The organism is Streptomyces sp. V2I9 (assembly GCF_030817475.1).
GTDB lineage: Bacteria > Actinomycetota > Actinomycetes > Streptomycetales > Streptomycetaceae > Streptomyces.
In genome coordinates, this window is the sequence record NZ_JAUSZJ010000002.1 from 312,594 (window position 1) to 327,426 (window position 14,833).

Genomic DNA, 14,833 nt, shown 5'->3' on the forward strand with positions numbered 1-14,833 from the left:
GCAAAACCAGTAGCATGCGGCGCCATGAGCACCCCCACTGGGCCCGCTTCCGGCCTGCCTGTACGAATGCCGCGACCTCGCCAGTCCGGACGGCACCGCCGCCCGGAGCCCGTGGTCGCACCCGAGGGCGCAGCGGCGCTCGTCCTCGCCGTTCCCGGTACCCCCTCCTCGGCCACGCGCAGCCTGGCCGAAGAGGTGATCAGCATCGCCCGTTCCGAGCTGCCCGGCCTCAACGCCCGGATCGGCTACGTGGACGGCGACGACGCCGAGTACCCGACCCTCACCACCGTTCTCACCCACACCGCCGCCGAGCGCGTCGCGCGCTACGAGCAGGCCCTCGCCGCCGGGCGTGAGGTCGCCGAACCCGCCGGCCCGCCCGCCGTCGTGGTCCCGCTCCTCGCGGGCCCCGACAGCGCGCTCCTGCGGCGGATACGGCAAGCGGTGATGGAGAGCGGTACGCAGGCCGAGCTCACCGATGTGCTCGGCCCGCACCCGCTGCTCGCCGAGGCCCTGCACGTACGGCTCTCGGAGGCCGGGCTGGCGCGTGCCGACCGCGCCCGCCTGTTCACCGTGGCCACCGCCGCCGACGGCATCGTGCTGGTCACCGTGGGCGGCGAGGAGGCCGTACAGGCCGCCGGGATCACCGGCATGCTGCTGGCCGCCCGGCTCGCGGTCCCGGTGATGGCCGCCGCGCTGGACGTGGAGGGTTCGGTCGCCGCGATCGCGGAGCAGCTGCAGGGCTCCGGCTCCGCGCAGCTGGCGCTGGCGCCGTACCTGGTGGGTCCGGAGATCGACCCCGGCCTGCTGGACGCCGCCGCGAAGGAGGCGGGCTGCGCGACGGCCGAGCCGCTGGGCGCGTACCCGGCGATCGGCAAGCTCGTGCTGTCCCTGTACGCCACGACGCTGGGCATCACCCCGGCGACGCCGCAGGGCGCCCCGGCCCACTGACCGGACGCCGCCGCGGGGCGGCGGCTCGGGAGACCGGACCGTACGACGGGCCCGGACCGGAGGAGATCTCCGGTCCGGGCCCGTCGCGCCGTCCGGCGGCGTCCGTCAGACGAGGACGACGCAGGAGGCCGCGGGGACCTCGACGGAGCCCGCGTACCGCGGGATGCCGGTCCGGGCGTCCACGGCGAACCAGCTGACGTTCCCGGAGCGCTCGTTGGCCGCGTACAGCCACTGGCCGCCCGGGTCGAGGGTGAGGTCGCGCGGCCAGTGCCCACCGCAGCCGACGGTGGTCACCAGGGCGGGCTTCTCACCGCTCTCGTCGAGGGTGAGCACGGAGATGCTGTCGTGGCCCCGGTTGGCGGTCCACAGGAAGCGGCCGTCGTGCGCCACGACCACCTCGGACGGGTAGGTGCGCCCCGCGCCGTCGGCCGCCTCGACGTGCTCGGGCAGTACGGGCACCTCCCCGAGTACGTCGAGGCGGCCCGCCGCCGCGTCCCAGCGGCACACGGTGAGGATCGGCTCCAGCTCGCCCAGGACGTAGGCGAGCGAGCCCGAGGGGTGGAAGGCCAGATGGCGCGGGCCGGTGCCCGGCCGCAGCGCCGTCTCGCTGTGGGGGGTCAGTGCGCCGGTCGCGGGGTCCAGGGCGCAGACGCCTACCGAGTCGGTGCCGAGGTCCACGCCGACCACCCAGTTCCCGGAGGGGTCGGCCTGCACCTGGTGGGCGTGCGGGGCTTCCTGGCGGTCGGGGTCCGGTCCGCTGCCCTCGCGCCGGAGGACGGAGGAGGCGGGCCCCAGCGACCCGTCGTCGAGGACGGGCAGGGCGGTGAAGCTGCCGGAGGTGTAGTTGGCCGTGACCACGTGGTCCGCGGCGAGCGCGAGATGGGTGGGCCCATCACCGTCGACGGCCTGCACGGCACCCAGCAGGGTCGGTACGTCCCCGTCGGCGGCGAAGGCGGCGGCGACGCCCGGAGCGCTCTCCCCGACCGCGTACAGAACCGTTTCGCCTCCCCGGCGGCCGACCGCGAGGAAGGAGGGGTCGGCCACGGCGTCCGTGGACCCGAGCACGGTCAGCGCGCCCGTGTCCCGGTCCACGGCGGCGGCGGTGACTCCCAGCCCTCCCGCCGAGGTGAACGACCCCAAGAATGCCCGTCCGGCGCTGTTGCCGATCATCGCGCTACCCCTCTTCACCGTCGCCGCGTTTCCACCGTCGCCGCGATCTTCACGGCCGACGGTAGCAGGCGGCCCAATCTGGTCCGGACCAATGCGGCCGCAGGGGTGGCGCCTCTGATCCGGCGGCCCGGAGGCCCACGCCGGGCGACCCAGCCCGCAGCCCCGGACGGGGCTGCGGGCTGGGGGTCCGGCAACCTCGGTGGGGCGAATCCACGGGGGCGTCCGCCTGGGCCGTCCGGGGTGCGGGGGTCATGCGGCGGTGGGGAAGCGGGAGGCTGTGCGCGGACCGCCCGTCCGAAGGGGCCGGGACACCGGCCGAGAGAGGGGCGCGTCGACCGATGGGCCCGGCGCACCGGGGCGGGTTGCCGGAGAACGCGGCCTCGCGGGCGCCGGAACGGCAGGGCCCTGCGGCGCCGATCACGACGGCGGAGCGCTCGCCGCACCCGCCGGGGCGGCCTCGGCGTCACCCCGGTGCCCCGGCGCCCTGCGGCCGCACCCCGGCGACCACCACGCCGGAGCCGGTACCGTTCCTCGCCGTTGACAGGCCATCAGTCGGGCCTTCCCGTGCGTGACTTGGCCGTATCCTCTTAGGGTTCCGTCATGTCTCCTTCGCCGGACGCCCGCGCCGGTCCCCATGGGGCGCCCCCTGGCCCGCACCTCTGCCCGGACCGCTGCCGCGCCCGTCCCGTCGCCGGGACGCCGGTCGGCCCTCTCCTGGACGCCCGGCCCGGAACGAACCGTGCGATCCCCGCCGAACCGCGCCGGCGGCCGGGCCCTTTCCCTCGCGCGTTCGAGCCCTCCGCCTCGTCCTCACCGCCGCCCGCTTGCCTCACCGCCTCCCGATGAAGGAGCACACCGTGTCCGAGCAGCCGCCACTCGTCCTCGACCCCTCCGGCTCCGACCGCCACGCGGAGCACCGGGCCCTGCGTGAGCGCGGCCCGGCGACCAAGGTGGACATCCTCGGGGTGACCGCGTGGTCCGTCACCGACCCCGCGCTTCTCAAGGAGCTCCTGACCAGCTCCTGGGTCTCCAAGGACGCCAGGGCCCACTGGCCGGCCTTCGCCGAGACGGTGGCCACCTGGCCGCTCGCGCTCTGGGTCGCGGTCGACAACATGTTCACCGCGTACGGCGGCGACCACCGCCGCTTGCGCCGCATGGTCGCCCCGGCGTTCAGCGCCCGCCGCATCCACGACCTGCGCACCACGGTCGAGGAGCTCGTCAGCGGCCTCCTGGACAAGCTCGCCACCCGGCCAGCCGGCGAGGTGGCCGACCTGCGCCAGGAACTGGCCTACCCGCTGCCGATCGCCGTGATCGGACGGCTCATGGGCGTGCCCGAGGGCCAGCTCGACGGCTTCCGCACCGTGGTGGACGGCGTCTTCGACACCACCCTGACCGTCGAGGAGGCCACCGCCAACACGGCCGGGCTGTACGACGCCCTCGACACCCTGATCGCGTCCAAGCGCCCCGCGCCGGGCGACGACATGACCTCGCTCCTCATCGCCTCCCGCGACGAGGAGGGCGACGGCAGCGGTTTCACCGACGACGAGCTGCGCGACACCCTGCTCCTGATGATCTCCGCGGGCTACGACACCACGGTCAACGTGATCGACCAGGCGATCACGGCCCTGCTGACCGATCCCGCCCACCTCGCCCACCTGCGGGCCGGCCGCGCCGACTGGAACAGCGTGGTCGAGGAGACCCTGCCGGTACGGCTGCGGCCGTCGGCCGGCTGACTTCGGGCCGGCGGTACGGCCCCTCGCGCGACCGCGGCGCGGTCGCGCGAGGGGCCGTCCGGCAGCCCTGCGCCCCCCTGCTCCCGGCTGCGAACAGCAGGTGTTCGTCGACGTCGTGCGAGGAGCGTGGCCGAGCGGCAGGGCCGAAGGCACACCGGACGGACGCTTCTCCTTCCGGAGAGGGGACGGGCGAGGCGGCCGGCCGAGCGGGTCAGAGGCCGCACCCGGGGGCCGACCAGTACCGGCCGGTGCCGCCCGCGACGTGCACGTGGTCGTCGTGGCCCGGGTAGCCCGGTCCCAGGATCTGGGTGAAGCCGTGTTCGCGGGCCCTGAGGGCCAGGGCGCAGAAGCCCTGGGAGCCGGCGCTCAGGTCGGCGGCGAGGCCGTACAGATGGAGGCTGTCGGGGGCGCCGCCCACGGCGTCGTTGCAGGCATGATCGCGGAAGCCGTCGTTGATGCCGATCGGCCGGTCGCCCATCGCGTGCCGCAGAGCCTGCAGCTTCCACATGGTGACCAGCACATGGGCCTGGACCGTGGCGGCATCGACCTGGCCCCCCGACCAGTCGGTGCCGCACTGGTTGAGTTCCGACCAGTCGAAGTTGGCCGGGGAGCAGTCGCCCTTCTGGAGTTCGTCTATCTTGCCGAAGGTGATCGGGCCCGCGACGCCGTCGGCCTCCAGGCCGTACGCCGCCTGGAAGCGCTGTACCGCGGCCCTCGTGGCCGGGCCGAACTCGCCGTCGATGGCCAGTTCGCCGCCGAATCCCGGATAGCCGGCGACCCGGATCTGGAGCTGCCGTACGTCCTCACCGGCCGCTCCTTCGGAAAGCGACCTGTTCCAGGTGAAGCAGGCGTCGGCGGGCGCGGCGTCGGCGGATGCCGAGGCGGACGCGCGGGACGGTGCGGTGCTCGCGGACGCGGACGTGGGCGCGGTCAGCAGCAAGCTGACGCCGGCCAGGACGGACGCGAGCAACAGGGATGAACGCGGTGTCATATGAGGGGCCCCTGTTCGGACGGTGGCGTTGTCGGATGGCGCGGTGCGGGAGGCGGCCCCGGGAGTCGGCCGCATTCCTGTCGGCGTCCGGTCACGGTGCGACCGGACGCCGCCGGCCCCTCCCGTGGACGGACTCTGCGACGGGTTCTCGGGCTGTGCGCGCCGAACGTAGCAACAGACCGGCCGGCCGCCATCGGACGTTCGACCGATGGACGGGACACGACATGTCAGCCCTGGCACCGGGCCGGGCGGACCCGGAGCGGCGGGCGGGCACGGGAGGGGCCGGCGGAGGCACGCGCCGAACACGCCCCGGTCGGGGGCGGCCGCCCGGAGACACCTCCTCGGGGCCGGGGCGGCCGGGTCACAGGTCGTCGAGCCGCACCAGTCCGTCCTGGATCGCACGGGCCAGGAGCGCGGCCTTGGTGGGCGCTTCGCGGCCGCTCATCGCGTACTTGACACGGATGTGTTCGAGGTGGGTGCTGACCGTACGGGGGGAGATGCCGAGCCGCCGGCCCACGAACTCCTTCGACTCGGACTGGAACCACTCGACCAGCACCTCGGTCTCGCGTGCCGAGAGGGCCGGCCGGCCGGTGGACCGGTCTCCGGCCAGCGCGCCCGCCAGCGCCGGTGGCGTGTACGCACGGCCCGAGGCCGCGGCGGCGGTGGCCTCGACGAGGTGCTCCGCGCCCTCGGCCTTCGTCAGATAGCTCAACGCCCCCAGTTCCAGGCACTGGAGGGCCGTCGCGTTGTCCACGCGCATCGAGTAGACGACGACCCGTCGTCCCGCCTCCGTCAGCCTGCGCAGCTCGCCCGTGGCCGGCGTCGGGCCGCCCAGATGCAGGTCGAGGACGACCACGTCGGCGCCGGCGCCGTCCCCCGTCCAGGCGACCCGGACATCGTCGCCCGACGCGACGACCCGGATCGGCGGGACGCCGGTGACCAGCCACTGGGCGACCCCGGCGCGCACGGCGGGGTGGTCGTCGACGATGACCGCACTCAGCCCTGCCTCGTGCGCCATCTGGCCTCCAGTCGCAGGTACTCACCATGGACGCCGCACTCGACGGCGACCCGGCCGGTGGGGACGGTGACCACCTCGTCACGGGCATCGGCGACCACCGCGATACGCACCTCCTCAGCGGTGCGCAGCACACTCACCCTGGCACGGCTCCGGGCCGCCGACAACGCCGTGATCACCGGCCCGGTCAACTCGCGGCGCACCTGCGGGGGAACCGGGACCGGCACACCGCTGACCGCGAACGACACGTCCATGCCCCGGCGTTCGGCCGCGTCGACGCAGGCGGCGACCTCGTGCACCAGCGGGTCGGGCACGTCGTCGTTCTCGGCGAACAGTCGCCGCAACTGCGTCGCGGCGAGCGCGCACCGCCGCTGGGTGGCGGCGTCGCGCGGGTCCAGTGCGCCGTCCGCCAGGCCCGCGAGCAACGGCAGCGTCGCCCCCAACCGCCCGGCGAACAGGCTGTGCAGGTCCCTATCCCCTTGCCGCGCAGCCAGCATGCGGGTCACCGACCGGTCCCGCTCCTCGGCCTCCGCCGCCGCCTCGTGGGACTGGCGGTGCAGGACGCGGGTGACCACCACGACCGCCAACTGGACCGCGAGCGCACCGAAGGCGGCGGCCCCGGCCGCCCCGAACGCCGCCCGCTCGGGCACACCCGCCGCCAGGAACAAGCCCGTGCTCGCCACGAGGTGCGCGGCCAGCACCGCGACCAGCACCCCGGCCCGGTCCAGCAGGAGAACCAGCAGATGCCACCCCACCAGGCCGAACGACCAATCGGGGGTCTGGAAGCGCTGATCAGGGGCGACCGCGGCGGTGGCGCAGAACGACGCCGCGACCACGACCGGTGCAGCCACCGCCACGAGGGCGACGGGCAGCGGCTTGCGCCGCACCACCCAACCGCAGCAAACAGCGGTGACGGCGGCGAGAACGACGAAGGCGGCCACGGCGAGCCCCCGCGAGGCGTGCCCCTGGGTCAGCAGGGGGCGCAGACCGAGACCGAACTGCAGCACCACGGCGGCGCAGACCAGGATGATCCGCATCGTCGCGTACACGTGGTCGCCCGGAGCATGGGTCCCCCGAGGCTCCGGGACGCCGCCCGTACGGGTACCCGGAGTCCGGTCCGTACGGCACGGGCCACCGCCCGAAGGGCCCGCTTCACGCACCGGGCCACACCAGCCTCACGGTGGTCCCCGCGCCCGGCCGCGAGATGACGGTGGCGCTGCCGCCGACGCCGGCGAGCCGCTCGACCACCGATCCCCGGATGCCGCGACGGGAGGACGCCACTTCCTCCGGGTTGAAGCCCACCCCGTGGTCGGTCACTTCGACGACCACCCGGTCGCCGGGGCCCTGTTCGCGGCGCAGGCTGAGCTCCGCGGTGTCGACCCCGGCGTACAGTTCGACGTTCACCAGCGCCTCGCGCACCGCCCGTACGAAGGCGAGTGCCACCGAGGCCGGGACCAGCGCGGCGCCCGTCGAGCGGACCTCGACGGACACCCGGCCGTGGCCGACACCGGCGCGCAGCGAGGCCGCCAGGTCGACGCCGTTGTCCTTCACGGCCGTCCCCGTGGCGGTGCCGGTGAGCACCGCGAGGTCGTGCCGGGCGTACTCGGCGATCCGCTCCGGCCCCATCTCCTCCGCCTGCGCCGCGACCAGGAGGAACGTCGACGCCGCCGTGTCGTGCAGGAGGGCGAGGTACTCGCGTTCCTGCCGGTGCCGCGCCGCTGCGAGCGCCTCCGCCCGTACCAGGGCCGACCGGTGCTCCCGCGCCTCGTCCACCCGCCTGCCCGAACGGCGGAGCAGCACGAACCCCAGGCGCGCCAGGAGGCATTCGACGACCAGGCGGGGCAGCGGGCCGCCGAGGGCGTCACTCCCCGTCGCGGTGGCGTCGACCACGAACAGCCCGGCCGTGACGGGGAGCGCGACCGCGGGACGCCACTCCCACTGCAGGGTGATCGCCGTGGTGGTCAGCATGTTCAGCGCCCACGGGTTCTGCGGGCCCCCGGTCCATTCCTGGGTGGCGCAGACCGCTGCCACGCGCAGGACGGCGAACACCAGTGACAGCGCCGCGCCCCAGCCGGTGAGTCCCACCCAGCAGTCGACGGCCGCTCCCACGAGCACCGCGCCGCACAGCGCGTACCCCAGCGGCAGGGCGGCTTCGGGCGCCGCCAGCAGACCGAAGGCGCTGATGACGACCGACGCGATCCCGCGTACCGGCGGGGCCAGCCGCCGTGCGGACACCACGAAGCGCGCCTCGACACCGTCGTGCGGCGGAACCACCGGCCCGCCTCTCACCGGCCGGGCCAGGAGGCCGTGCACCCGCACGGGGGCCGCGGTGACGGTGGAGGTGCCGGGCGGCCGTCGCCCTCCGGGCGGACGGACGCACAGGACGAGCGGACCACCGGCGCGTCACCGTGGGGCGCCGGACGAGGCATCGGAACACCGAACTTCCTGATCGAATGGACCAACTCGCTTGCCAGGAACGGGAGTCCGGCGTCGCGGACTATACCGAAGCCGTACCGGCCGAGCGGGGGATCGCCGCCGGACGCGGACAGCGGGACCGGGTGGCCGGCGCGCGGCAGGGCGGAAGCGACACGGCGGAGATGCCACCTCTCGTCCGTCGGTCGAACACCCGATGCCGCCCGGTCCGCCGGTTGCTACGTTCCGGCGCTCACAGGCCCCTCGACGCCCACGCGCGAACCGGGAGCGCCCCGTCCCCCCCCATCTCCCGCACACACAACCGCATCAGGAGGCGACCATGCGTCATGGCGTCCGGGCCGGCTCGGCCCTGCTCATCTCAGGTCTCGGGATTGTGGCGTCGGCCACCGTCGCGCACGCCGACGCCGTGGTGACGGTGAGCGTGCCGAGCGGTCTGCCGCTCCAGATGCGGGCCGAACCCCACCTACGGGCTGCGGTGATCGGCAGTCTCGCCAACCGCAGCCGGGTGACCATCAGGTGCTACGGGTACGGCGACGTCGTCGCCGGTATCGGCGGCAACACCAGGATCTGGAACAAGCTGCCGGCCGGCGGGTGGGTCACCGACGGCTTCCTGGAAACCGGGGCGAACAGCCCGGTGGTCGGCCCCTGCTCCGGCGGGAGCGCCCCGTTCAAGCTGCCCTTTCCCGCGGGCAGCGCGTACCGGGTGACCCAGACTCCGGGCGAGGGCTATTCGCACAACGACGACGACAACCGGCACGCCGTCGACTTCGGCACACCGGCCGGCGTCCCGATCCTGGCCTCGGCAGGTGGCACCATCCGCTTCGAGGGCCGGAACGGCGCGGGCGGCATCATGGCCCTCGTCGACCACGGCGGCAACCGGTGCAGCCAGTACGCCCACCTGAGCGCCACGATCATCAACACCGGTGACCGGGTGTCCCAGGGCCAGCGGATCGGCACATCCGGCGCCACCGGCGACGTGACCGGCCCGCACCTGCACTGGAACGTGGTGAACTGCGACAGCCAACTCAGCCGCGAGATCCCCGACCGTGTGGAGACGGGCACCAGGTATCCGAACGGGTCCGCACCGGTGAGCAGGAACGGCTGACCCGTCACGGCTCCCCTCCACCGCCGCCCCACGAGGGACGGAGTCGCCCCCGCCCCGTCCCGGCCGACACCGGATCACCCCACCCGCCGGCCGGGGGAAGGACACCGACCCGGACCGCCCGCCTCCCCGCCTCCCCGACGCCCCGACGCCCCGACGCCCCGACCACGGTCCACCGGCGGAGCCACGCGCCGTCATCGCGTCTCACGGAAGGGGTCACTGCCCCCTTGTCATGCACGACGCAGCATGGGCATCTTTGTCCTCGTCACTTTCCGCACACCCCAGTCATCCCTGAGTGACGTGTCGCGCCCGGTGGTACGGCAGCCCGCGAAGACCTCGCGGACCTCCACCACCCCGCCTACCGAGGAGACTCATGGCACCGTTTCGAAGATCCCCACGCCGGATCGCTCTGGCTTCCCTGGCAGCGCTGGTGCTGTTGCCCTGGGGCGCCGGAACCGCGACGGCCGGCGAGCCGGCCGCCCCCACGGCGCAGGAGCTTCTGACCCTCAAGGCCGAGCAGAAGCTGATCGAGCAGTTCGACGAGAAGGGCAAGACCACCTTCTGGGTCGTCATGAGCCAGGACGCCGAACTGTCCGCCGCCGAGCGCGCGCAGGACAAGACGGACAAGGCCAGGGCCGTGCTCACGGCCAAGAAGAAGGTCGCGCAGGAGACCCAGGCGGACGTCCTCAAGGCAGCCGCGGCCGCCGGATCCGACGCCGTCCCGTACTGGATCGACAACTCCGTCAAGGTCGTCGGCGACATCGAACTCGCTGCGAAGATCGCCGAGTTACCCGATGTCGAGTCCATCGAGGCCGACCGGACGATCCAGCTCGACAAGCCGGTCGAGGGCGACGTCGAGCCGACCGTCAACGGCATCGAGTGGGGCATCGACCGGATCAACGCCCCGCAGGTGTGGAGCACGTACGGCGTCCGCGGCGAGGGCGTCGTCATCGCCAACATCGACAGCGGCGTCCAGTACGACCACCCGGCGCTCGTCGAGCAGTACCGGGGCCGCGACGCCGACGGCTCCTTCTCCCACGCCTACAACTGGTTCGACCCGGCCGACGTGTGCGCCGGCGACGACCCGTGCGACAACAACGGCCACGGCACCCACACCATGGGCACCATGGTCGGTGACGACGGCGACGGCAACCAGGTCGGTGTCGCACCCGGAGCCACCTGGATCGCCGCCAAGGGCTGCGAGAGCAGCAGCTGCTCCCGCGCGTCCCTGCTCGCCTCCGGGCAGTGGATGGTCGCGCCGACCGACGCGAGCGGCGCCAACCCCCGGCCCGACCTGGCCCCCGACATCGTGAACAACTCCTGGGGATCGAGCACCCAGGATTCCTGGTACCAGGAGATCGTGACCTCGTGGCGGACCGCGGGCATCTTCCCCGCGTTCTCCAACGGCAACAGCGGCCCCGGCTGCAACACTGCGGGATCCCCCGGCTCCTACCTCAGCAGTTACGCGAGCGGCGCCTTCGACAGCAACAACGCCATCGCGAGCTTCTCCTCACGCGGCACGGGCGAGAACGGCACCGTCAAGCCGAACCTGGCCGCCCCCGGGGTGAACGTCCGCTCCGCCTACACCGGCGGCGGTTACAGCGCGCTCAGCGGTACGTCGATGGCCTCCCCGCACACTGCGGGAGCCGTCGCCCTGGTCTGGTCCGCTTCGGCGTCCCTGCACGGCGACATCGCGGCCACCGAGGCGCTCCTCGACGACACCTCGATCAACGTGTCCGCCCTGACCTGCGGCGGGACCGAGGACGACAACAACGTCTTCGGTGAGGGCCGGCTGGACGCCTACGCCGCGGTGAGCGACGCCCCGCGCGGCGCGACCGGTTCCCTGAGCGGCACCGTGACCTCCGGCGCCGAAACCGTCGCGGGCGCCCGGGTCGTCGCCGACGGGCCGATCGACCGTACCGTCGTCACCGGCGCGGACGGTTCGTACAGCTTCCCCGCGCTGTCGGTGGGCGACTACGCCCTGACCGTCAAGAAGTTCGGTCACACCGACGCGGCCGGAACCGAAACCGTCACCGAGGGCCGGAACACCGTTCGGGACTTCTCCCTCGTGGTCGCTCCGTCCGCGAAGGTGACCGGCACCGTGACGTCCTCGGCGGGCCCCGCGGCCGGCGCCGAGTTGTCGTTCGCCGGCACTCCCGTGACCGCCACCGCCGACGCCCGGGGCCGTTACCAGGCGACCCTGCCGCACGGCACGTACACGGTGAACGCCACGCACGGATCCCGCTGCGTGTCCCCGGGAACCGCGGAGGTGCCGGTGGCCGGTGACACGGTCGCCGACATACGCCTGCCCGACCGCGTCGACGCCTTCGGCACGGCATGCGCCGCCGGAGCCGAGACCTGGGTGGCCGGCACCGACAAGCTGAACGTGAGCGGCGACGCCGCCCACGTCAAGATCGACCTGCCGTTCCCGGCCCCGTTCTACGGCGAGACCCACCGGTCGGCCTGGGTCAGCACCAACGGCTACCTGAACTTCGCCGCGGCGAACTCCAGCAACGCCAACACCGCGCTGCCCCGCACCGCCACCCCGAACGCGGCGCTCTACCCGTTCTGGGACGACCTGCTGGTCCGCCCCGACGCCGGCGGCGTCTACACCGCGCTCCGGGGCACGTACCCGAACCGGACGTTCGTCGTCGAGTGGCGTGACATCGTCAGCTGGTACGACCAGGACGCCCCGTTCTCCTTCTCCGCCGAGATCGGGGAGAACGGCTCCGTCACCTACCGGTACAAGGACCTCTCCGACGCGTCCGGCAGCTACTCCACCGGCCGGAGCGCCACGGTCGGCGTCGAGAACGCGGCGGGCACGGACGCCTTCGAGTACTCCTTCAACACGGAGGCGCTCACGGACGGCCTCAGCCTCGCCTTCCGCACGACGAAGTCCGGCGTGGTGCTGGGCACGGTCAAGGACGACAACGACGGCGGCCCCGTGTCCGGCGCCGAGGTGGCCGTGGGCTCGACGAGGACCACGACGGGCTCCGACGGCAGGTACGCGCTGCAGTTGGGCACGGGCACGCACACCCTGGCGTTCGCGGCCACGGGTTACACCGGTGACAAACAGGCCGTCACCGTGGAGGCGGGCCGTGTGGCCGACGCGAGCATGGCCCTGACCACGGGCCGGGTCGCGCTCGACCAGGAGCGGGTCACCGTCGTCGCCCCGGCCGACCGGACACGGGAACGGTCGGTGACCCTGACCAACACCGGTTCCCCGACCCCGTACACGATCGCCGAAGCCGTCGGAGGCACGGCGCAGGACGTGCCGTGGCTCATGGTCTCCCCCACCGAGGGCGACCTCGCCGAGGGAGCCCAGCAGAAGGCGACGCTCCGCTTCGACACGTCGGGCCACGCGCCCGGCACCGTCCTCTCGGCGGAACTGCTGGTGCGTTCCGACAGCGGGCGCAGTCCGGAGATCAAGGTTCCGGTGACGCTGGTCGTGCCCGGTTACCAGCAGGCGCTCGACAGCGGCGCCGGCTCCGCCTCGACGGACTCGAGCGGCGACAGCTGGCAGCCGGACCGGCCGTACACCGGCTCGTTCGGGTATCTCGGCACGTCGAAGACGACGTCCACCCGACAGAAGATCAGCGGCACCCAGGATCCCCAGCGGTTCACGACGGCCCGCGAGGGCATGTACGAGTACCGCTTCGGCAATGTCCCGAACGGCATGTACACCGTGGAGCTGGACTTCGCGGAGCTGTCGTCGACCAGGCCGACCGCACGGGTCTTCGACGTGATCGCGGAGCGCACGGAGGTCGAGCCGAGCCTGGACATCGCCCGCGAGGTCGGGTCGTACAAGGCTCTGCAGCGGACCTACACGGTGGAGGTCACCGACGGCGAGCTCAACGTCCGCTTCGTCTCGGGCAGGGGCAGGACGCTGGTGAACTCCATCCGCGTCACCGAACGCCCCGACCTTTCGTGAGCCGCCCTTCGTGAGCCCCACCCGCTTCTGAGCCGTGCGTGATCTCTTCACGGCTCCGAGCACGCAAGCCCGTCCCGCGTCCGACGCGGGACGGGCTTGCCTCCTCCGCCCCCGGCCACCGCACGCGATCCGCCCCCCGTTCCCTCAGTCGAAGTACTCCCGTGCGGAAGCGACGAGGGCGGAGTTCGGATGTCCTGCGTTGAGGACATCGATACTGCGCACCGTGGGGCGCATGTCGCCGTCGGTGTCCGTGACGAACAGGACGGGACGCCAGGCGGGCTCGACCTCGGCGAGACGGGCCCGGACGCGGGGGTCACCGAGGGCGTTCTCCAGCATCGCGCGGGCCCGTTCACGCCACTGCTCGTGTGCGTCCGGGCCGTGGCCGGACACGTCACCGCTCGCCGCGAACATGACCTTGCAGAGGTCGACCGTCGACTCCGAGCCGTTCTCGGGCGTCACGCCGTCGTCCGAGATCCTCCACTCGTCGGGCCACCATCGGTAGTGATCGGCGTCCTCCGCGGCACCCTCACCGCCTTCGAGCAGGAGGGCTTGAAGGGCTTCCTCCGTGTGGGCCACCAGGCGGAGCGTGACGATGTCGCTGTCCGTGGTGATCGCCAGCGCGTACAGGTCCTCCGCCGTCCGCCCCCTCAGCATGGGGCCCACGGTCGCGCAGAGGGACATGACGATCCGCTCCCGCAGCACGGTCGTCCATGCCCCCGGCGTATCACCGGCCACGGTGCCCCTCCGTTCGTCCTCGTCCTCGTCCCGGCCGCCGTACGTCCGAGGATCGCACGGTACACAACGAGGGCCGGGTACGGCTGCGGGCCTCAGGTGTTCGCCGGCGCCGTGCACGGGGCGTGGCCGGGCTGCAGGCCCTCGGCCTGAGCCCGGCCCACCAGCTCGTCGATCAACCACAGGAGCCCGGCCGTGCGCGGGTTCCGGGGAATGCGATGGATGCGAGTGGGAACGGCAGACGGCTTCTTCCGCCGTCGAGATGCGGGTCGGGGTCGCGGAGTTCGTGCGGCGGGTGATGGCGCGGAAGCGGCTGCCGCTGGACTACTCCGTGGCGAGCCTCCGCGTGGTGGACCGTATCGTCGACGGACTCCGGGCCGCCGGGCCGGAGCAGGGCGCGGTGGCGGGCGAGCTGTTCTGGCTGGGGGCATACGCGGGCGAGGTGCTCGTACGGCGCGCCGGAGCCGAGTGGGTGGACCTCGATCCCGGACAGCAGGAACTGTTCGGGCAGGTGGTGGGTGTCCGGATGCCCGACGGACGGGCGTGGAACCCGATCGGAAAGGTGACCAATCGGTTCGCCGCCGGGCCGGAGGAGTCCGTCCAGCAGATGTACTTCCTGCTGCACGGTCGTCCGAGGGTCCCGATGACGGCTGACCGGTGAGGGGAGCCGAGGTGAGTGGCCACAGCAACGCGGTGACGGCACTTCTTCAGGCGCAGCCGTGAAGCGCGGGTTCCGCTTCCTGTGACATTTCTGTGTGCCGGACCGCAGAGGAGTGTG

At 73.1% G+C, this 14,833-nt stretch carries 10 protein-coding genes and 1 pseudogene; 5 read left to right on the top strand and 6 right to left on the bottom strand.

Annotation, left to right across the window (positions count from 1 at the left end):
* Positions 1-24 precede the first annotated feature (24 nt).
* A complete protein-coding gene (locus QFZ71_RS01430) occupies positions 25-948 on the top strand; it encodes a sirohydrochlorin chelatase (RefSeq protein ID WP_307666416.1) in 924 nt (307 codons plus the stop codon).
* A 105-nt stretch (positions 949-1,053) separates the two neighbouring features.
* Here the strand turns inward: QFZ71_RS01430 and QFZ71_RS01435 are convergent, their stop codons facing one another.
* Positions 1,054-2,118, bottom strand: coding sequence for a lactonase family protein (locus QFZ71_RS01435; RefSeq protein ID WP_307666417.1), 1,065 nt, complete (start codon positions 2,116-2,118; stop codon positions 1,054-1,056).
* 857 nt (positions 2,119-2,975) lie between these two features.
* On the opposite strand from QFZ71_RS01435, the pseudogene QFZ71_RS01440 reads away from it, so the two are divergent.
* A pseudogene (locus tag QFZ71_RS01440) lies at positions 2,976-3,821 on the top strand (cytochrome P450); the annotation flags it as partial.
* Between the two features lie 241 nt (positions 3,822-4,062).
* On the opposite strand, the gene QFZ71_RS01445 reads toward QFZ71_RS01440, so the two are convergent.
* The 4 genes from QFZ71_RS01445 to QFZ71_RS01460 form a co-directional block, all read right to left on the bottom strand.
* A complete protein-coding gene (locus QFZ71_RS01445; protein WP_307666418.1) occupies positions 4,063-4,842 on the bottom strand; it encodes a D-Ala-D-Ala carboxypeptidase family metallohydrolase in 780 nt (259 codons plus the stop codon).
* A 361-nt stretch (positions 4,843-5,203) separates the two neighbouring features.
* Positions 5,204-5,860, bottom strand: a complete 657-nt coding sequence (locus tag QFZ71_RS01450) for a response regulator transcription factor (RefSeq protein ID WP_307666419.1) — start codon at positions 5,858-5,860, stop codon at positions 5,204-5,206.
* Positions 5,839-6,906 carry a hypothetical protein gene (locus QFZ71_RS01455; RefSeq protein ID WP_307666420.1) on the bottom strand — a complete coding sequence of 356 codons (1,068 nt, stop codon included), beginning with the start codon at positions 6,904-6,906 and terminating at the stop codon, positions 5,839-5,841. Before QFZ71_RS01455 ends, QFZ71_RS01450 begins: the two co-directional genes overlap by 22 nt.
* 103 nt (positions 6,907-7,009) lie before the next feature.
* A complete protein-coding gene (locus QFZ71_RS01460; protein ID WP_307666421.1) occupies positions 7,010-8,131 on the bottom strand; it encodes a sensor histidine kinase in 1,122 nt (373 codons plus the stop codon).
* A gap of 478 nt (positions 8,132-8,609) precedes the next feature.
* On the opposite strand from QFZ71_RS01460, the gene QFZ71_RS01465 reads away from it, so the two are divergent.
* Together QFZ71_RS01465 and QFZ71_RS01470 are read left to right on the top strand one after the other, a co-directional pair.
* Positions 8,610-9,395 (top strand): peptidoglycan DD-metalloendopeptidase family protein, encoded by a 786-nt coding sequence (locus QFZ71_RS01465; protein ID WP_307666422.1) that lies wholly within the window; start codon positions 8,610-8,612, stop codon positions 9,393-9,395.
* A 370-nt stretch (positions 9,396-9,765) separates the two neighbouring features.
* Positions 9,766-13,323, top strand: coding sequence for a S8 family serine peptidase (locus tag QFZ71_RS01470; RefSeq protein ID WP_307666423.1), 3,558 nt, complete (start codon positions 9,766-9,768; stop codon positions 13,321-13,323).
* Between the two features lie 144 nt (positions 13,324-13,467).
* Here the strand turns inward: QFZ71_RS01470 and QFZ71_RS01475 are convergent, their stop codons facing one another.
* On the bottom strand, positions 13,468-14,058 hold the full coding sequence (locus tag QFZ71_RS01475) for a DUF4303 domain-containing protein (RefSeq protein WP_307666424.1): 591 nt from the start codon (positions 14,056-14,058) through the stop codon (positions 13,468-13,470).
* A 259-nt stretch (positions 14,059-14,317) separates the two neighbouring features.
* On the opposite strand from QFZ71_RS01475, the gene QFZ71_RS01480 reads away from it, so the two are divergent.
* Complete coding sequence (locus QFZ71_RS01480) at positions 14,318-14,716, top strand: hypothetical protein (RefSeq protein ID WP_307666425.1); 399 nt, start codon at positions 14,318-14,320, stop codon at positions 14,714-14,716.
* The last annotated feature ends 117 nt before the right edge of the window (positions 14,717-14,833 follow it).